We start from the raw sequence: 19,145 nt of genomic DNA, 5'->3' as shown, positions 1-19,145 counted from the left end.
TTGACGAGTTCATCTCGTCTCCCCGTCACCCGCGCCCGCGCGGCTGTCATCCAGAGCGGGGCCGGCGCAGCGAAGGATGACAGGGACGAGACGGCGGTGACCGGTCCATGTCCCACGGTTTGTCGTCAAGCTCCTTTACCCCCGGCTGACCACGACAGCCGGCATTAGCTGGCTGGGGTGGGACAGGACTCACACCCTCGTCAAGGATCCCGCCGCTCGGCACATGCCCTGGAAGGGTAGCGGGAAGGTCGCCGCGTCGCGACATGTGCCCGGGGCTAACGCCGCCGGGCTGACAACGAAAGCCGGCTGAAACCGGCTGGGAACGACGAAGAGTACGGGGGTGGCGCGAGGATCCCAAGCCGTGGCGCGTGCCCGGGGCTAAAGCCGCCGGGCTGAGAAGGCGAAGCCCACTGAAGGGGCTGGGGACGCAGCGCCCAGTTGGTGGCCGGATGGAGTCAGCCGACGTGTGGGAAAGGGAGCCCCTTCAGTGGGCTTTTCATTATTCAGCCCGGCGGCTTTAGCCCCGGGCACGGACCACGGCGTAGGATCCTTCACGCCATCCACCCCCGGGCACGCGCCGACCGCGTACATCCATGTCAGTCGTCAATCTCCATGTGTGCCGGGCACGCGCCGAGCGGCGGGATCCCATCACCGGGGGTGAACCACGATCGGCCCCCAGCCCGCTTCCGTGGGCTTCTCCGCGTCAGCCCGGGGAGGATGCCATTGACGCATGAATCTCGTCTCCTCTCCGGCAGCTCCCGCACCGCTGTCATCCTGAGCGGAGCGGAGGATCTCACGGTGGATCGGCCACGCACCGAAGGATGACACGGACGAGACGGCGGTATGTCGCCAAGCCCCACGGTTGGGAGAACCGAATCCGCGCGAACTCATTCTCGACACCCCCTTGACAAGGATGCTCGGACCCGTATACTCGCAACCGGATATACGGCTTCGGCTACGCGAGGTAGACAGTGACGAGCAAGCGGTCGATCTCCAATCCACTGGCGCTGGCGGTGCTGGCCCTCCTGGCAGAGCGGCCGATGCACCCCTATGAGATGGCGTCGACCATGCGGGAGCGCGGCAAGCACCACAGCATCAAGCTCAACTACGGCTCCCTCTACACCGTCGTCGACGCGCTCGAGCGCCACCGCCTGATCGTCCCGGTCGAGACGGTCCGCGAGGGGCGGCGTCCGGAGCGGACCATCTACGCGTTGACCGATGCCGGTCGGGCCAAGCTGGACGGTTGGCTCCGCGACCTGCTGCGACGGCCGATCAAGGAGTACCCCCAGTTCGAGGCGGGCCTCTCCCTGATGGCCGTGCTGCCGCCCGAGGCGGTAGTCGAGTTGCTCCGCGAGCGCGTGGAACGACTGGAACAGGCCATCGCGGAGGAACGAGCCACGATGGACGACGCGGCAGCGCAGGGGCTCCCTCAGGTCTTCCTGATCGAGGCCGACTACGCCTTGATGCTCAAGGAAGCGGAGTTGCGCTGGGTCCGGGATCTCGTCCGCGCCATCGAGACCGAGGAACTGACCGGCCTCGACCTGTGGCGTCAGTTCCACGCGCGGCCCGACATGATCCAGGACGGTGGAGAGCGAGAGGAGGAACCGGTGAACGAGTGAGCCAGATGAACTGACCCCCATCCAGGTGCTGGCACACCCGGGTGGGGGCCGAATCCGTCGAGCTGGTCCCGCGACGCGAAACCTGCTACCCGACGCGTCCACCCCAAGGATAGCAGGTCGAGCACCGCGGGTCGACAGGCCGTGCGGCAGGCACGGTGTGCAACGTTCCTGCACGAAGGAGTGTTCGACCGATGACTATCCAGGCAGCCCCGCGCGAGGCTGCGGTGGCTCCCAACCACACCGACCTCGCCATCGTGGCTCACAACCTGGTCAAGACCTACCCCGGCGGAGTGCGCGCCCTCAACGGGCTCAGCCTCGCGGTCGAGACGGGCACCATCTTCGCCCTGCTCGGACCCAACGGCGCCGGGAAGTCCACCACTGTCAAGATCCTCACCACCCTCTCCCGCCCCGACAGCGGGAGCGCGCGGGTGGCCGGCTTCGACGTCGTGGCACGTCCCAGCAGCGTGCGCCGCGCGATCGGCTACGTCAGCCAGAAGGCGGCGGTCGATCCCGAGGCGACCGGGCGGGAGAACCTGATGCTCCAGGGTCGGATCTACGGCCTGCGCGGGCGCGAGCTGCGACGCCGGGTTGATGAGCTGCTCGAGCGCATCGGCCTCGCCGAGGCCGCCGATCGCGTCGCGGGCACCTACTCCGGGGGCATGCAGCGCAAGCTCGACATCCTCATGGGGTTGATCCACCGACCCAAGGTGCTCTTCCTGGACGAGCCGACAACCGGCCTGGACCCCGAGGCGCGCGCCGAGCTCTGGGCCGAGATCGAGCGGCTTGCCCGCGAGGAGCGCCTGACCATCCTGCTGACCACCCACTACCTGGAGGAGGCCGACCGCCTGGCCGCCCGCGTCGCGATCGTCGACCAGGGCCGGGTCGTGGTCGAGGGTTCCCCGGAGGAACTGAAAGGCGAGCTGCGCGGCGACACCATCCGAGTCGAGCTCGCGAACGGCGCGACCGAACCACGCGTCCACGCCGCGCTGGAGCACGTGCCCGGCGTGCGCGAGATCACGCTGCAGGACGGCGCGGTCTACGCCCGCGCCGACAGCGGCGGACAGGCGATCCCGGCCGTGCTGGCGGCGCTGGAGCGCGCCGGCATCCCGGTGGCGGCGGCAACGGTCGCCCGCCCCTCGCTCGACGACGTCTACCTGCGGTACGTCGGCCGCTCCTTCGCGGCGGCCGGAGAAAAGGGCACGGAATGATGACAGCGCTCATCCACACGATGGACATCGCCGGGCGGCACCTGCGCAACTTCAGCCGCCAGCCGTGGTACATCGCGTTCAGCCTGGTGCAGCCGATCATCTACCTGCTGCTGTTCGGCGCCCTCTTCAAGCGCGTGGTGGAGTTGCCCGGCTTCAACACCGGCTCTTACGCCACCTTCCTCACGCCCGGCGTCGTCGCCATGAGCGCGCTCTTCAGCGGCGGTTGGCTCGGCGTGAGCATCGTCAGCGACCTCGAGCGCGGCGTGCTGGACCGTTTCCTGGTCTCGCCCGTCTCGCGCAGCGCGCTGATCACCGGCCGGTTGATCCAGACGGGTCTGGTGACGGTGATCCAGTCGCTGATCCTGATCGGGCTCGGCCTGCTGGTCAGTGCGCGCTTCGCCGGCGGCGTGGCCCAGGTGGCGGTGCTGATCGCAGCCGCGGTGCTGCTCACGGCGATCTTCGGCGCGCTCTCCTGCGCCGTCGCGCTGGTCGTGCGCAAGGAGGAGTCGATCATCGGTGTCGTCCAGTTCCTCCTCCTACCCCTGACGTTCCTGTCGTCGGTCTTCATGGCTCCGGCGCTGATGCCGGGCTGGATCCGGCAGGTATCCCGGTTCAACCCGCTGAACTGGGCGGTCGAGATCGGCCGGAGCGCACCCGAGGCCGCGTCCATGGACTGGTCGCTGGTCCTCACACGCGGCGCGGGGCTTGTCGCCCTGGCAGTGGTGGCTACCTGGCTCGCCACACGGGCGTTCGGCGCCTACCAGCGTTCGATCTAGGCAGTACCGGGCGGGGACGGCGTCCATCCCCCGCCGAACCAGGGCGGCCGTGCCACGGGCAGGGTCGCCAGGGAAGGTGAAACACCGATGCAGCGGAACAACGCAGCGATGAACTACGAGCACACCCCGGTTCTGATCGTTGGTGGCGGCGTGGTCGGGCTCTCGGCGGCCCTGTTCCTGGCCGCGCAGGGTGTGCGCGCCAAGCTCGTCGAGCGCCATCCGGACCTGCTGATGCACCCGCGTGCCCGGGGCTTCACCCCCCGCACCGTGGAGCTGTACCGGCAGGTCGGGCTCGAGCCGGCCATCCGCGCGGCCAGCTACGCCGGCGGCGACCAGTTCGCCTGGGTCGCGGTGCAGGCCGACAATCTTGCCGGCGAGCACCACCCGGTCGAGGAGCCGGAGGACGACGTGCCCCAGGCGAACCTGAGCCCGTCGCCCTTCGCGCCGATCGACCAGGATAAGCTGGAGCTGCTCCTGCGCGAGCGCGCGGTCGAGCTGGGCGCCGAGCTGCACTTCTCGACCGAGATGGTGGAGTTCACCCAGGACGAGGACGGCGTCACCGCGCGGCTCGTCGATCGCCGGACCGGGGATGAGCGCGTCGTCCGCGCCGACTACATGATCGCTGCCGATGGGTACTCCAGCCCGATCCGCAAGCGGCTGGAGATCCCGACCGAGGGGCCCGGTCCCTTCTTCCACACCATCACGGCGACGATCACGGCCGACCTCACCCCGGCACTGCGCGGCCGGCCGGTGAACATCGCCTACCTGCAGCAGCCGCGCCCGGGCACGATCTTGATGGCCCACGACCAGGCCGGCCAGCGGTGGGTCTTCGGGATGGGCTACATGCCGGACTATGGTGAGTCGGTCGAAGACTTCACCGACGACCGCGTGGCGGAGCTGGTGGGCCAGGCAGCGGGCATCCCCGGTGTGCCGGTCACAGTTCGGCCCCAGATTCCGGGCACGGACATCAAGGTGCTGGGCTTCACCATCGGCGCACAGGTCGCGCAGCGGTACCGCGCGGGGCGCGTGTTCCTGGCCGGTGACGCGGCACACATCGTCCCGCCGACCGGCGGTCTCGGCGCCAACACCGGGATCCAGGACGCCCACAACCTGGCCTGGAAGCTCGCGGCGGTCATCCGCGGCGAGGCAGGGCCTGCGCTGCTCGACAGCTACCACGACGAGCGCTACGCGGTCGGTCACTTCATCATGCAGCAGGCACTCGCCCGCTGGCAGACGCGCGTCGCCGGTGAGGACAATCCGCCGCTCATGGACTACAGCACGGTGACCTTCGGCCCGATCTACCGCTCGGCCGCCGTGATCGGTGCGCCCGACGGCGATGCACCGGCGCTGCCGGTCGGCCAGCTCGCCGGGCAGCCGGGTACCCGTGCGCCGCACCTCGAGCTGGCGCGCAACGGCGAGGTCATTTCGACGATCGACCTCTACGGCCGGCGGTTCGTGCTGCTGGCCCCGGCGGGCGACAGCGTCTGGGTCGAGCCCGCTCGGCGCGTGGCTGACGACCTCGGCCTCCCGCTCGATGTCTACCGCATCGGCCCGGGCGGCGACCTGGCCGACGTCGAGGGGCGCTTCGCCGACGCGCACGGCCTGACCGGCTCCGGGGCGCTGCTGGTGCGCCCGGACGGTATCGTCGCCTGGCGCGCCCAGACCGCTTTCGACGACCCGGCCGGCGCCCTGGAGGAGGCGCTCCGCAGCCTTCTGGCGCGCTAGCTCGCTGGTGTCGCCCCACCCCGCCCGCGGGTCACGCGACCTGCGGGTGGGGCCGGGCGGCAACCACCCCACTCACGCAGACCCCTGGGAAGGAACTTCCATGAAACTCTCGCGGAGAGGATTCCTCCGGCTGGGCATGTTGGGCGTCGCCTCGGTTGCACTCCCCATCGGCCGGATGATCGGCCCGATGAACGAACTGGCGAAGGCCGGCGCCGTCACCAGCCCCCCGGTCGAGCCGTTCCAGGTTCCCCTGCCCATCCCGCCGGTGCTGAAGCCGGTGCGCACTGACGCGTCGACGGACTACTACGAGATGGTCCAGCGGGAGGCCACGGCGGAGATCCTGCCCGGCTACCGGACGACCATCTGGGGCTACGAGGGGATCTTCCCCGGCCCCACCATCGAGGCACGGAGCGGGCGCCAGGTGGTCGTGAGCCAGCGGAACGAACTCCCGGTCCCGGTCGTCACCCACCTCCACGGGGGTGTCACCCCGCCGGAGAGCGACGGGTACCCGACCGACCTGATCCTGCCGGCTTCCAGTAGCCACGACGCTAACCACGGCACGGGGCACCATCACGGCGGCGCGGTCGCCCACGGGACAAGAGATTACGTCTACCCGAACCAGCAGCGGGCCGCGATGCTCTGGTACCACGACCACCGGATGGACTTCACCGGCCCGCAGGTCTACCGTGGTCTCGCCGGGTTGTACATCATCCGGGACGAGATCGAGGACGCCCTGCCACTGCCGCGCGACGAGCGTGAAGTTCCGCTGGTCATCACCGACCGCACCTTCACCGCGGACGGCGATCTCTACTATCCATCGCTCGACCCGACGCTCCAGGGCCAGCCGGGCGTCGTGTCGTCCTTCGCCAACGGCGTGTTCGGCGACACCATCCTGGTCAACGGCGCGCCCTGGCCGGTGCTCGACGTGGGCACCGCGCGCTACCGACTTCGGCTGCTCAACGCCTCCAACGCCCGTCCCTATCTCCTGGCGCTCGACCCACCGCCGCCGAACGGTCCGGCCTTCATCCAGATCGGCAGCGACGGCGGCCTGCTGGAGACACCCATCCCGCACGACGAGATCCTGATCTCCCCGGCCGAGCGCTTCGACGTCATCGTCGACTTCGGCCAGTATCCGGTCGGCACGAGCGTCCGCCTGGTGAACCGGGAGGGCGTCGGCCCCACCGCCGACGTGATGCGGTTCGACGTCGCGCGCCGCGAGGAGGAATACAGCGAGATCCCGGACCGGCTGGCGCCCGAAGAGCCGCTGCCGGACCCGAGCGAGGCGGTGGAGGTGCGCCGCTTCCAGTTCATCGCCGGCTTCTTCGGCTGGCCTTCGACGGTCAACTTTCGGATCTTCGACCCCAACCGGATCGCGGCGCGCCCGCGGCTGGACACAACCGAGATCTGGGAGCTCCACGCCGACCCGGAACACCCGATCCACCTGCACCTGGTGCACTTCCGCGTGCTGTCACGCAACGGCGGTCCGCCTGGCCCGTGGGACGCCGGCTGGAAGGACACCGTCTTCATGCGCGGCGGGTCGGCACAGATCATCGCCCGCTTCAGCGGATACCGCGGCAAGTACGTGTTCCACTGCCACAACCTGGAGCACGAGGACATGATGATGATGGAGAACTTCGAGGTTGTCTGAGATGACTGTGACCACGCGACGAGACGCCGAACGGATCGCGTCGCCGAAGATCACCACCCGTCGCCTCGCCGTCGCCGCCGCTGGCTTGGCGTTCGCGTCAGAGTTGATCCACCTCTGGGTACTCCCAGGAGAGTTCGCCCTCGCCCCGCTGCGCGGGATGTTCTTCCTCCTTGTCGCCATGGCACAGGGCGCTCTGGCGGTGAATCTGCTGTTCGGCCCGCGCAGGTGGACGCTGCGGCTGGGGCTGGTCCTCAACGTCGTCATCGTGGCGATCTGGGCCTTCACCCGGCTGGTGGGACTGCCGATGATGATCACCTTCGTGCGGCTGCCGGTCGGCGCGCTGGATCTCACCGCAACGGCACTGGAGATCGCGCTCATCGCCGCCCTGATCGCCCTGCGACGGATGGACCCGAGCGCAGTGGCCCGTGCCCGGGGGTAAACCCCCGGGCGCAGGCCGGGTGGTGAAAACCGTGTTGTCCGGATGTGGGCTCCGATCGTCCAGCCGGATTTGCCAGGCGTTCGAGGACGTGGCTATTCAGAGTGGCTGCTGAGCGCTGCTTTCTGGTACTCGACCAATTGCCGAACACCGCGCTCGGCGAGGTCGAGCATCGCGTCCAGCCGGGCGCGCGGGAACGGTTTGCCCTCGGCCGTCCCCTGGACCTCGACGATGTCGCCGCGGTCGGTCATGACCACGTTGCAGTCGACCTCCGCCTGGCTGTCCTCCTCGTACTCCAGGTCCAGGCGCACCTCGTCCCAGACAACCCCGACGCTGACGGCCGCCACGTACCCGGTGAGCGGCACGGCCTTCAGTTGTCCGGTGCGCACCAGGCGCTCCAGCGCCAGTCGCAGCGCTACGTAGCCGCCGGTGATCGCCGCCGTGCGCGTCCCGCCGTCGGCGCGCAGCACATCGCAGTCGATCAGAATCGTGCGCTCGCCCAGGAGGTCAAGCTTCGTCACCGCGCGCAGGGAGCGGCCGATCAGCCGCTGGATCTCCTGGGTCCGTCCGCCGGTCAGGGAGCGCTCGCGCGGGATGCGCTGTGGGGAACTGCGGGGCAGCATCCCGTACTCGGCCGTGACCCAGCCCTGCCCCTTGCCGACGAGGAACGGCGGCACCCGCTCCTCGATCGTGGCCGTGCAGAGGACGTGGGTGTTGCCCATCGTGATCAGCGCCGAGCCTTCGGCGTAGGGCGCGAAACCCGGCTGGATCGTCACCGGGCGGAGCTCGTCATTCGCCCGACCGCCGGGGCGCTTTCGGTTGAATATCGCGACCACCCGCGCGCCTCCCTTCCCTCGCCCGCCGCGCCAGCAACGCCCGCCACCGCTCCAGGCGCGCGGCAACCTCCCGCTCGTAGCCGCGCCCGGTTGGCTCGTAGTAGCGCCGACCCACCAGGTTGTCCGGCAGGTGCTGCTGCTCGACGATCGCCTCGTCGTAATCGTGCGCGTAGCGGTACTCCGCCCCGTAGCCGAGCTCCTTCATCAGCCGTGTGGGTGCGTTGCGCAGATGGATCGGCACCGGCTCGTTCCGCGTGCGGCGCACGTCCTCGGCCGCCGCGCCGTAGGCACGATACAGCGCGTTGCTCTTCGGCGCGGTAGCCAGGTAGACCGCCGCCTCGGCGAGCGCCAGCGCGCCCTCCGGCATGCCGAGGAAGTGCACGGCCTGCTGCGCCGCCACCGCCACGGTGAGCGCCTGTGGGTCCGCCAAACCGATGTCCTCGGACGCCGCCCGCACCAGCCGCCGCGCCACGTAGAGCGGGTCGTCGCCCCGCTCCAGCATCCGCGCCAGCCAGTACAGCGCCGCGTCGGGGTCGGAGCCGCGGATCGACTTGTGCAGCGCCGAGATGGTGTCGTAGTGCGCGTCCCCGGCCCGATCGTAGACCCCGGCCCGCTGGTACGCCGCCTCCGCGACCTGTTCACGTCCGATCACGCCGTTCTCGGCGCCGACCGATGCCATCTCCAGGGTGTTGAGCGCGAAGCGGGCGTCGCCGTTGGCGAGGTTGACCAACAGGTCCAGTGCGCTATCGTCGATCCGCAGGCCCTGACCACCCAACCCTCGCTCGGGGTCTTCCAGGGCCCGGAGCACGATGGTGCGCACCGCGTCGTCATCCAGCGCCTTGAGCACGATCACCCGCGACCGGGAGAGCAGCGGCGAGTTCACCTCGAACGAGGGGTTCTCCGTCGTCGCGCCGATCAGGATGATCGTCCCGTCCTCGACGTAGGGCAGGATCGCGTCCTGCTGGGCGCGGTTGAACCGGTGGATCTCATCGATGAAGAGGATGGTGCGGCGCCCGTGCATCCCCAGCCGGTCGCTCGCCTCCTTCACCTCGCGCCGCAGGTCGGCCACCCCGGCCGACACCGCGGAAACCTGCACGAACTCGGCCTTGGTGACCGTGGCGATAATCCGCGCCAGCGTCGTTTTCCCGCTGCCCGGCGGACCCCAGAGGATGAGCGAGCTCAGCCGGTCCTGCTCGATCGCCCGGCGCAGCAGCGTGCCCGGCCCGACGACCTGTTCTTGGCCGACGAACTCGTCGAGCGTGCGTGGCCGCATGCGGTCGGCAAGCGGCGCCCTCTTGCGCAGCAGATCCCGCTTGTGGGCTTCGAACAGATCCATCGCGCCCCCTGCCGTTCTTGGCGACCAGTCGACCCCGATTGTACTCGACGGCTCCGCGCGCTCCTCGTACACTGCCTGCGGAGGACACCGGCCCACGCAGCGCCCACGGGGTGGAAGGGGGAAGTCAAGGATGGATCTCCATGTCGTTCAGATCCACTACGGCGATGGTCGACCCGCACCGGACCGCGAGCTGGAGACGACCGCCCTCCAGCAAGCGGGTGTCTACGATGTCGCGGGCGGGGATGTCACCTTCGCCACCCCAGTCCTCCCGGAGGCCGAGCGAGACGCGGATCGCATCGTCACCCTCGGTCGCGTCTGCGGCCAGATCGCCGGAGCCGTGGCCGACGGCATTGCGGCGGGCCGGCACGTGGTGGTCACCGGCGGCAACTGCTCGCACCTCCCGGGCGTCATCGGCGGGCTCCAGCAGGCCCACGGCCCGGCCGCGCGCATCGGCCTGGTCTGGTTCGACGCACACGGCGACTTCAACACGCCGCGCACCACGCTCAGTGGCATGCTCGGCGGCATGCCGGTCGCTGTCAGCGCCGGACTCTGCTACGCCCCCTGGCGCGAGCTGGCGCGCCAGCAGGTTCCGCTCCCGACCGACCGGATCGTGATGGTCGACGTCCGCAACCTGGACCCGGACGAGGAGCGGCTGATCCACGCGACGGACGTGGAGGTGACGCGCGACGACGCGACCCTCGCCCAGGCCGTGGCGCGCCTCGCCGAACAGACCGATTTGATCTATCTCCACGTCGACCTCGACGTGCTCGACGCCAGCCTCACGCCTACCCACCCCACCAAGGAGCCGAACGGTCTCGACATCCCGACCCTGCTCCGGCGCATCGAAATAGTGATGGACACCGGGAAGGTCGGCACGTTCGGCCTGCTTGCGATGTATGCGCGGGGTGCAGAGGGAGAAACCACTATGGCGTCCGCCATTGAGGTCATGCGCGGCGCCCTCACGAGCTGGCGGCACGCCAACAAGGCGTAAGGACACGGAAGGCGGGCGTCAACCGGCGCACCGCCTGACCCCAGTGGACAGCTCCCCTCTCCCAACATTGGGAGAGGAGCCGGGGGTGAGGGCCGCTCCTGGGAGCAGATCGACGCCTACTCCTCGTCGAGCTCGTCGTCGGCCTCGTCGATAATCCGATTCAGCTCGTCGATGCGGGCCTCGATCTCATCGAGGCTGCGGAGGCCCAGTTCCAGGAGATCCTCGCGGATCTCCTCCAGGCGATCCAGCTCCAGCATGAGGTCGTAGAGCGACCGTCCGTTCAACTCTTCCGCCACGGCAACCCTCGCTAGCGTAGGATCGAATAGACCACGATGCTGAAGGCCACCGCCGCGATCCCGCCGTACTCGGCCAGGTCGCGGCCGGCCACCCCGCGCCGGAGTTGGGCGGAGATCAGCCCGGCCGCCAGGTAGAAGAAGATGAGCAGCACCGCGCCGCCGGTCCAGCCGGTCGCCTTCCAGTAGTTCAGGACCCAGGTAACCTGCCCCAGCATCACCCCGCCGGCCAGCGCGTAGACGAGGCGCCGGCCGAACAGCGCGTCCTCCCCCTCCGTGAGCTGCAGAAGCAGGAGCACACCGATCACCAGAACGGCAGTGGCAGAGAAAAGGCTGCGGACCTTATTGATGTAGACCATCGCAAGGGCGACGAACGCGACGCCGTGGATCAGCAACGTGGAGCACGCACGGGCACGCTGCCGCACCAGGGAGTCCGCGTCATAGAGGAAGTGCCGGGCGATACTAGCGGATGCGAGTGTCACGAAGGCCCCGAGCGATATCCCGGCGATGGCGGTCTCCCCATGGTAGACGGCCAGCAGCATGACCGCGGCGAAGGTCGCTACCCCCGGCAGGAGCCACGCCGTGGGCAACTCCGATGCAGGCTCATAGCGCACCTGCCGCGCGGCGGCGGTCGACAGCGCGTAGCTGGTCTCGCGATCGAACACCTGGAACAGCACGGCGGCCAGCACCGCCGCCGCCAGACCGGCGAGCCAGTAGGAGCGGCCCTCCGGGTCGTAGATCGGCACCGAGCCTGGACCCACATCGACCCGCTGTGCCCAGACCCCCAGCAGGGCCAGCAGCGCGGCGATGGTCAGACTCAGCAGAATGGCACGGACGTAGGTTGGCCGGTGTTCCAACGGCGTCGCTCTCCGATAGTCCCCAGGCGACTCAACCGTGTCCCGAATCCTAGCCGACCGGCCAGGGCATGCCAACCCGCGGCGAGCCGCTTCCACCGCCTCCACTTGACATCATCCCCAGCCTCGCGTACCGTGGATCTTGACCGGCACCGTGACGCTAACAGATCGTTCGTTGCTACGGTGCTCATCAACAGCCCCGACTGGGCGCAGTCCCCGTTGCGCCGCGCACGGCATCCGTCCGGGTAGCACGGTCGTATCAGTTATGACGATTCGGGTGCTGGGCGCAGGTTCCCCGCGACAACGTCGGTCACGTCCACCCGGCTGCATCCAGTAAGGAGGCGAGCCCGTGACTCAGCGACGTTTCGGCATCTGGGATCTCATATTCCTGCTGGTGCTGCTCGTCTCGCCGCCGGCAGCCGTCTTCCACCTCAGCCAGGGGCGCTACGCCCAGGCATTCATCGCAGTGGTGGCATTCGGAGTCGGCCTCGTCGCACTGGTGTGGAGCCTCACTCGCGAACCGGTCGTCGAGGCGCCACACCCACCGCGGCCACCGCACCGACGCCGCCCACGGCGTCAGCCGCAGCGTGATGCCGAGGGACGGGTCCAGGACTGGCTCGCCGTCGGTGTCCTCTCAGGCTTCGTGGCGACCGCCGTCATGACCGTGACGTTCCTCGTCGGGTACGGCTTTGCTGCGGTGTTCGCTTCTTCAGCCCCGGACGCCGGGTTCCTGGCCACCTGGTTCGACGCGCTGATCAACAACCCGCTGACCCGCGCCACCCAGTCCAACCTGCCCGCAGCCATCGCGCTCCACTTCGTGGCGGGCATCGTCTGGGCCGTCGTCTACACCGGGCTGGTCGAGCCGCGCCTGCACGGTCCCGGCTGGAGACGCGGACTCATCTTCGCCGTCGTGCCCTGGCTCTTCTCCCTGTTCGTCTTCCTCCCGGTCGTCGGCGGGGGCTTTCTTGGGCTCGCAATCGATGCCGGGCCGCTCCCGATCATCGGCAACCTCATCCTCCACGCCGCCTACGGCGTCACTCTCGGCGAGGTGACCGTGGCGGAGGGGCTGATGAGCGAGGGCGACCGGGTGCGCGACCCGGCAGAGCCGGCTGCCCTGTCGCATGTCCAGCGGATGATCGCGCTCGCAGTCGTCCCCGGCCTCCTCATCGGCGCGGTCGTCGGCCTGCTCACCGCACCGGTGGTGGCTCCAGGCTTTGCTCCGGCCAGCGTGGCTGTTGTCGGCGCCGTCGTGGGCTGCGTCACCGGCGTCCTGCTCGGCTCCTTCTCCTGGACCACCAGCGGCCCCGAAGAGGCATAGCCTCGACCTCGCGGGCAGCGCGGGCACCGGTGCCCGCGCTGCCCTCTCCAGCAAGGCGAACTGGCACGAGATATGCATCCATAGGCAGGTGCGCGGCCTCGTTCCGCGATTGCGTGCTTGCTTGCGCATATCTGCTGCGCAGCGGGCCATGGAGGCACGACGCCGATGAGACGACGGTATCGTCGAATAATTGCGGGCCTCGCACTGAGCCTGGTGGTGCTTCTCATCGCCTGCCGACCCGGCGGAGGCGACACCGATACCCCGACGTCAGCGGCCATCTCCTCGCCGCGGGCCATCACCACACCGATCCCCACCGCTGCAGGGTGGCCACAAGGGTCCCCGCCGGTCGTGCCCCTCTCCACGCCGCGCAGCACCCCATCCGCCTCACCCAGTGCCAGCCCGTCGGCCCTAACTGAACCCGTGACGCTGGCTGAGGCGCTGGACAACCTGGAGGCGCAGGACTCCTACGTGATGCACCTCGATGCAGCCGGATTCGCTGGTGCCGAGGCGCTCCTCCCCGGCTCGGGCGACACGTTCCAGATCACCCTGCGCCGGTCCGGGGACGACCGAAACGTCCGTGTCCTCGACGCGGACGGCAACCGGATCATCCAACTGTGGCGCGTCGACGGTCAGGAGGTGGCGGACTTCGGGACCGGGCCGATCGCCGCCGCGCCGGACACCCCGATCATCGGGCGGCTCCTGCCGCTGCTCGACCTCGACACCCGGTTCCTGCGCACGCTCTCCGGTGATGAGGCGGACTACACCATCACCGGGACGGAGACGGTGGACGGCATTCCGGCGACGGTCGAGGAGGCCACCTACGAGGTGAGCGGCGCGTCGCGAGCCCTCCTCACGGCCAGCGACACCGCCGCGGTCGACTCCACGATGTGGGTGGCGACGGAGGGGCGATACCTCCTGCGACTGGATCTCACCTTCACGCCGACCGATGGCACCCCCACCGCGGGAGGCCGACAGGCCACCGCCCACGTCGAGGTCACCGACATCGGCACCGCGCCGCCCATCACCGCCCCCGCTCCGTGAGGCGGCCCACACCCTCACCTCCGCCCTCAAAATTGTGAAAGGGGGAACGTCAAGCGCCAGGCAGCCTACTGCCACCCCCCTCTCCCGCCAGAGGAGAGGGGGCAAGGGGGGTGAGGGGTTAGCCCACGCTCATCGCCGCGCCATGGTGCGGTGGAAAAAGAACCAGGCAAGAACGAGGAAGCCGACGGCCATGCCGGCCAGCGCCGCGGGCACCCACAGCGGCGGCGCATCTCCCCGAAGCATGACCTCCTGCAGCCAGATGATGCCGTAGGTGACCGGCAAGGCGTACGACACCACGCGGACCGGCTCGAGCAGGTTCGCCAACGGCAGGAAGAAACCGCTGAAGAAGACCGCCGCCAGCAGGAGCAGTAGCGCAAACTGCACCGCCTGCGTCTCGGTCCGCGAAATGGCAGAGATGAAAAAGCCCATCCCCAGCGAGGCGGCCACGAGAAGCGCCAGAGCCAGCGCGATGTTTCCCACCGTCCCGAGCAGCGGGATGTTCAGGCCAAAGACCAGCACCCCGAGCAGGATGGCGGTCAGCGCGCCCGTCTGGACGAAGTACGAGAGGTACTTGCCGCCGAGGATCTCACGTACGCTCAGCGGCCCGACCCGGAACAGCTCGGTCGCGCCGATCAGCCGCTCGCGCACCAGCGCCAGCGCGGTCAGCGTCACGGCTACATGCTGGATCAGGAGCGCCAGCACTCCAGGCGCGTAGAAGGCCACAAAGTCCGGGCTGGACGGCGCAAGATTCCGCGCCTCGGAACGGAAGGGCGACACCAGCACGTGCGGCGGGATGTCCGATGCCGCGCTCGCCAGCGCCGCCGCGCCGACCTCCTCCGAGCCGCTCGTCGCCTGGAGACGCGAGCGGTCCAGCACCTGTTCCAGAATCTGCCGGTTGAACTCCGACGTCTGCACGTAGCCGTAGTATTCCAGCCAGGTACGCTGGAGCGGGTCCAACTCGTTGTACAGGAGGACCATCTCGGCCTGCTCGCCGCCGCGGATGGTGTCGTAGGCCTGAGCGGGAAAGATGAGAACGGCGTCGATCTCGCGCCGTGCAAGCTCGTCCGCTGCGCGCTCTCGATCCTCGGTCACTCCGGCCAGCCGGAACGGCGGGGAGAATTGATCCTGGTAGGCCGCGGCGTCGTCCGACATGTTGGCGTCGCGCGGCAGGACCAGCACCGTATCGATCGGCTGGGGGTCGGCGTTGTAGCCCAACCCGAAGAGGAGCAGCACCAGGAACGGACCGACGATCAGGGTCAGGATCAGCCGCGGCTGCCGCCAGATCTGGAGAAACTCCTTGGACACGAAGGCGAGCGGCCGGACGATCGCCCGCGAAACCCGGTCAAGCCACCGTCGCAGCACCTGCACCTCTGTGCTCCACCAGCCTGACGAACACACGGTCGAAGGACTCGCGGTGCTCCTCAATGGCCGACACCGGATGGCCGCGCTCGCGCAGCCGCTCCGCCAGCAGCGGGATCGTCTCTCCCGCGTCCTCCACGATCAGCCGAAGTTCGTCTCCGCCGCGCTCTCCACCCATCACGAACGGATAGCTCAAGATCTCTTCCGTGATCCGCCAATTCAGGCCGGGGATCGTCACCCGCACGATCTCGCCACCAAAGGCCTGCTTGCGCAGCGCCTCAGGCGACCCGGCGGCAATCACCCGTCCACCGTCGATCAGAACAACCGCGTCGCAGTACTCCGCCTCGGTCACGTACTGCGTGGTCACCACGATCGTCCGCTCGAGGCGCTGGAGATCGCGGAAGATGTCCCACACCTCGGCGCGCAGCACCGGGTCGAGGCCCGCCGTCGGCTCGTCGAGGACCAGGAGCGCCGGATCGTGCACCAGCGCCGCCGCCAGCTCCAGACGCCGCTGCATGCCGCCGGAGATATCCTGTGCCAGGCGCCCGGCGGCATCGCTAAGGTGCAGGAGCGACAGCAGGTACGGGATGCGCCGGCGCCGCCTGAGCCAGCCCAGTCCATAGGTCCCGGCGATGAAGTTCAGGTTCTCGCGCACCGACAGGTCGGGATAGAGCACAAAGCCCTGCGGGAGGTAGCCGATCTGCTCCCGGTCCCGCCGCCGGAATCCGCTCGGATCGTGCCCGAGCACGCGCACCTCGCCCGAGGTCGGCGCGTAGATCCCCAGCAGCAAGCGAATCGCGGTCGTCTTGCCTGCCCCACTTGGGCCGATGATCCCGACGATCTGTCCGCGGTGGATGGTCAGATCGACCCCATCCAGCGCCACGACGTCGCCGAAGTCCTTCCGCACCTCCCGCATCTCCACCGCGGCCGAGGGCATCTGTTGATCCATCGTCACCTCATCACACGTGGGACCGATATGGATAGTCGCGCGTCCCATCGGGACAAGCCACATCTCGGAAGGCACAACGCAAGACAGGGGCCAGATCGCGGAGCCACATCGCGCCCCTCGACACGTCGCCGTTTTCCCTCTCCCACCAGGGGAGAGGGGGTCACGGGGTGAGGGGAGCCAGCACGATGCCGGCGCTCGTGACGCGGACTAGCTGAGGGTGAACTCGGGGAACGCGCGGACGATCTCCTCGGGGTCGAGCGCGCCGCGGCGGGTCACGGTGAGGCGGCGCCCGTCGACCACGAGGACGGTCGACGGCACCCCGCCCGGAGCCGGGCCCCCGTCGATGATCAGATCGACCCGATCGCCGAGGGCGGCATCGGCTTCCGCCGCGGTGCGTGTCTCGGGCTCGCCGGAGCGGTTGGCGCTGGTCGTCGCCAGCGCCCCTCCGGCCGCGGCGATGATCGCCAGTGCCAGCGGGTGATCCGGCATACGCAGCCCGACGCGGCCGGTGTCACGCACGATCTCACGAGGGAGCCACGGCGCGGCGGGCACCGCGACGGTCAGCGCACCCGGCCAGAAGCGCTGGAGCAGGTCCAGCACCAGCGGGTCCACCTCACCGGTTAGCCGGGGCACCTGGTCCAGGTCGGACACCAGCACCGGGATCGGGCGGTCGAGTGGCCGCCCTTTGACGTGGTAGAGGCGCGCGACGGCCTCCGGGTGGTCCACCGCAGCGGCCACGCCGTACACCGTGTCCGTGGGGAAGACGATCAGCCCGCCGCGCGCGAGCACGTCGGCCGCGGCGGCGGGCACGCCGGGGTCGTCGCCGGGGATGAGCCGCGCCCGTGACCGCTCGGTCACGCGCCCAACTCCTCCTTGATCTGCTCGGCCAGCCTGGGGCCGATGCCGGGGACCGCCGCCAGCTCCTCGACGCTCGCCTGGCGGATGCGCGCCACGGAGCCGAAGGTCTTCAGCAGCGCCTTCCGCCGCGCCGGGCCGACCCCCTTCAGGCCGTCCAGCGCCGAGCGGAACGTGCTCTTGGTGCGTCGCTTCCGGTGGAAGGTCACGGCGAAGCGGTGCGCTTCATCCCGCACCCGCTGCACGAGGAAGAGCGACTGCGCGTCGCGCGGCAGGACGACCGGATCCCGCCGCCCCGGCAGGAACAGCTCCTCGTTCTCCTTAGCAAGGCCGACGATCGGCACCGAGACACCCAGCTCGCGCAGCACCTCCAGCGCGGCGTTGAGCTGCCCCTTGCCGCCGTCGACGATGACCAGGTCCGGCAACGTCCGCCACTCCTCCGTCACGTCCTCGCGGGCCGCCCGCTTGAAGCGCCGCCGGATGACCTCCTGCATCATAGCGAAGTCGTTCTGCCCGGCCACGCCCTTGATGCTGAAGCGGCGGTAGTCGCTTTTCTTCGGCTTGCCGTCCTCGAAGACGACCATGCTCGCCACCGAGTGGGTGCCGTGGAGGGTCGAGATGTCGAAGCACTCGATGCGCCGGGGCATCTTCTCCAAGCCCAGCGCGTCGGCCAGCTCCGTCATCGCGGCCGTCATGCGCTGTTCGTCGTTGAGCCAGCGCACCCGATCCTGCTCCAGGTTCTCCTGGGCGCTCTTGGCGACCATCTCGACGAGCTGACGGCGCTCACCGCGCTTCGGCACGGTCAGCTTCACCGTGCCCCCGCGCCGCTCGCGGAGCCACTCCCGCACCAGCGCCTCGTCCGCTAAGGGGTGCTGCAGCACCAGTTCGGGCGGCACCATCGCCGCATCCTGGTAGAACTGGGTCACGAACGACGAGAGCAATTGGCCCGGCGAGTCGTCGATCCGCGCCCCGCGCAGCATGAAGTACTCGGACCCCAGCATCTTCCCGTTGCGGATCGTCGCAACCTGCACTGCGGCGTCCCCACCCGGCCCCTGCGCCACGGCCAGCACGTCGAAGTTGCGGGCTGTGCCGGAGACGATCTTCTGCTGCTCCAGGACGTGCTTGATGGCACGGATGTCATCGCGGATTCGCGCCGCGCGCTCGAAGTCCAGCGCCTCGGCGGCGGCCTCCATCTCGGCCTGCATGCTCGGCAGCAGCTCCTCGCCCCGGCCCTCCAGGAAAAGGACGACCTTGTCGATGACCTGCGCGTACTGCGCCTGGTCGACCGCGCCGATGCACGGCCCGACACAGCGGCCGATGTGGTAGTAGAGGCACGGGCGCGGCGCGTTGCCGGTGATCTCGATATCGCACGGCCGGTACGGGAAGAGCCGCTTCAGCAGGTCGAGCGTGCGGTGCACCGACGACGCGCTGGTGTACGGGCCGAAGTAGCGGCTGCCGTCGTTCACCAGCCGCCGGGTGCTGATGACACGCGGGAACGGCTCGTTGGTGATGCGGATGTACGGGTATGTCTTGTCGTCCCGCAGCATCACGTTGTACTTCGGCTGGTAGCGCTTGATCAGCTCGTTCTCGAGGATCAGCGCCTCGGTCGGGGTATCGGTCCGGATGACCTCGAAGTCGGCGATGTGCTCGACCAACTCGCGGGTCTTGCCGTCCATCCCCCGCCTGGAGCCGAAGTAGGAACGCACGCGCGAGCGCAGCGAGGCCGCCTTCCCGACGTAGATGACCTCACCGCGTGCGTTCTTCATGAGATAGACCCCCGGTGCGGGGGCCAATGCCGCGAGACGCTCCTGGAGCTCCGTCCCTGTCATGCCCTAATTATACCCTGCCGTGCCAAACAGTCAGAGCGCTGAAGCCCCATGAGCTCCGGCATCGGGCCGGCT

General features: G+C 69.1%; 17 protein-coding genes. 9 read left to right on the top strand and 8 right to left on the bottom strand.

The annotated features are described in order from the left end of the window. The first annotated feature begins 971 nt into the window (after positions 1-971). The 6 genes from STHE_RS02125 to STHE_RS02100 all read left to right on the top strand — a co-directional run bounded on the left by STHE_RS02125 (position 972) and on the right by STHE_RS02100 (position 7,415). Positions 972-1,619 (top strand): PadR family transcriptional regulator, encoded by a 648-nt coding sequence (locus STHE_RS02125; RefSeq protein WP_012870918.1) that lies wholly within the window; start codon positions 972-974, stop codon positions 1,617-1,619. A gap of 191 nt (positions 1,620-1,810) precedes the next feature. After that, positions 1,811-2,827, top strand: a complete 1,017-nt coding sequence (locus STHE_RS02120) for an ATP-binding cassette domain-containing protein (RefSeq protein WP_012870917.1) — start codon at positions 1,811-1,813, stop codon at positions 2,825-2,827. After that, the gene (locus STHE_RS02115) at positions 2,824-3,603 is read left to right on the top strand and encodes an ABC transporter permease (protein WP_012870916.1); all 780 of its coding nucleotides are present in this window, start codon (positions 2,824-2,826) and stop codon (positions 3,601-3,603) included. Before STHE_RS02120 ends, STHE_RS02115 begins: the two co-directional genes overlap by 4 nt. Before the next feature lie 87 nt (positions 3,604-3,690). Beyond that, positions 3,691-5,328 carry an FAD-dependent oxidoreductase gene (locus STHE_RS02110; RefSeq protein WP_012870915.1) on the top strand — a complete coding sequence of 546 codons (1,638 nt, stop codon included), beginning with the start codon at positions 3,691-3,693 and terminating at the stop codon, positions 5,326-5,328. Positions 5,329-5,428: 100 nt separating this feature from the next. After that, complete coding sequence (locus STHE_RS02105; protein ID WP_012870914.1) at positions 5,429-6,976, top strand: multicopper oxidase family protein; 1,548 nt, start codon at positions 5,429-5,431, stop codon at positions 6,974-6,976. Between the two features lies 1 nt (position 6,977). Further along, positions 6,978-7,415 (top strand): hypothetical protein, encoded by a 438-nt coding sequence (locus STHE_RS02100; protein ID WP_012870913.1) that lies wholly within the window; start codon positions 6,978-6,980, stop codon positions 7,413-7,415. 92 nt (positions 7,416-7,507) lie between these two features. On the opposite strand, the gene rph is transcribed toward STHE_RS02100, so the two are convergent. Next, entirely contained in the window at positions 7,508-8,248 is a 741-nt protein-coding gene (gene rph, locus STHE_RS02095) for a ribonuclease PH (RefSeq protein ID WP_012870912.1), read from the bottom strand. Beyond that, the gene (locus STHE_RS02090; protein ID WP_012870911.1) at positions 8,202-9,584 is read right to left on the bottom strand and encodes a replication-associated recombination protein A; all 1,383 of its coding nucleotides are present in this window, start codon (positions 9,582-9,584) and stop codon (positions 8,202-8,204) included. Before STHE_RS02090 ends, rph begins: the two co-directional genes overlap by 47 nt. Before the next feature lie 130 nt (positions 9,585-9,714). On the opposite strand from STHE_RS02090, the gene STHE_RS02085 reads away from it, so the two are divergent. Continuing rightward, complete coding sequence (locus STHE_RS02085; protein WP_012870910.1) at positions 9,715-10,575, top strand: arginase family protein; 861 nt, start codon at positions 9,715-9,717, stop codon at positions 10,573-10,575. Between the two features lie 116 nt (positions 10,576-10,691). On the opposite strand, the gene STHE_RS02080 is transcribed toward STHE_RS02085, so the two are convergent. Further along, positions 10,692-10,871 (bottom strand): hypothetical protein, encoded by a 180-nt coding sequence (locus STHE_RS02080; RefSeq protein ID WP_012870909.1) that lies wholly within the window; start codon positions 10,869-10,871, stop codon positions 10,692-10,694. Positions 10,872-10,882: 11 nt separating this feature from the next. After that, entirely contained in the window at positions 10,883-11,725 is an 843-nt protein-coding gene (locus STHE_RS02075) for a DUF5656 family protein (protein ID WP_012870908.1), read from the bottom strand. A gap of 346 nt (positions 11,726-12,071) precedes the next feature. Between STHE_RS02075 and STHE_RS02070 the strand changes: the two genes are divergently transcribed. Continuing rightward, the gene (locus STHE_RS02070) at positions 12,072-13,040 is read left to right on the top strand and encodes a hypothetical protein (protein WP_012870907.1); all 969 of its coding nucleotides are present in this window, start codon (positions 12,072-12,074) and stop codon (positions 13,038-13,040) included. Positions 13,041-13,460: 420 nt separating this feature from the next. Continuing rightward, entirely contained in the window at positions 13,461-14,081 is a 621-nt protein-coding gene (locus tag STHE_RS02065) for a LolA-like protein (RefSeq protein ID WP_041398720.1), read from the top strand. Between the two features lie 129 nt (positions 14,082-14,210). Here the strand turns inward: STHE_RS02065 and STHE_RS02060 are convergent, their stop codons facing one another. The 4 genes from STHE_RS02060 to uvrC all read right to left on the bottom strand — a co-directional run bounded on the left by STHE_RS02060 (position 14,211) and on the right by uvrC (position 19,073). Next, positions 14,211-15,449, bottom strand: coding sequence for an ABC transporter permease (locus STHE_RS02060; RefSeq protein WP_012870905.1), 1,239 nt, complete (start codon positions 15,447-15,449; stop codon positions 14,211-14,213). Continuing rightward, positions 15,424-16,389, bottom strand: a complete 966-nt coding sequence (locus tag STHE_RS02055; RefSeq protein WP_012870904.1) for an ABC transporter ATP-binding protein — start codon at positions 16,387-16,389, stop codon at positions 15,424-15,426. Before STHE_RS02055 ends, STHE_RS02060 begins: the two co-directional genes overlap by 26 nt. Before the next feature lie 207 nt (positions 16,390-16,596). Beyond that, complete coding sequence (locus STHE_RS02050; protein WP_012870903.1) at positions 16,597-17,247, bottom strand: L-threonylcarbamoyladenylate synthase; 651 nt, start codon at positions 17,245-17,247, stop codon at positions 16,597-16,599. Then, positions 17,244-19,073: an excinuclease ABC subunit UvrC gene (uvrC, locus tag STHE_RS02045; protein ID WP_012870902.1), complete on the bottom strand. Its 1,830-nt coding sequence runs from the start codon at positions 19,071-19,073 to the stop codon at positions 17,244-17,246. Before uvrC ends, STHE_RS02050 begins: the two co-directional genes overlap by 4 nt. Positions 19,074-19,145: the final 72 nt, after the last annotated feature.

Origin of the sequence: Sphaerobacter thermophilus DSM 20745, from assembly GCF_000024985.1 — a bacterium.
Lineage (GTDB): Bacteria > Chloroflexota > Chloroflexia > Thermomicrobiales > Thermomicrobiaceae > Sphaerobacter > Sphaerobacter thermophilus.
Note: the sequence above shows the minus strand (reverse complement) of the source record. Positions and strands in the feature narration are given on the sequence as shown.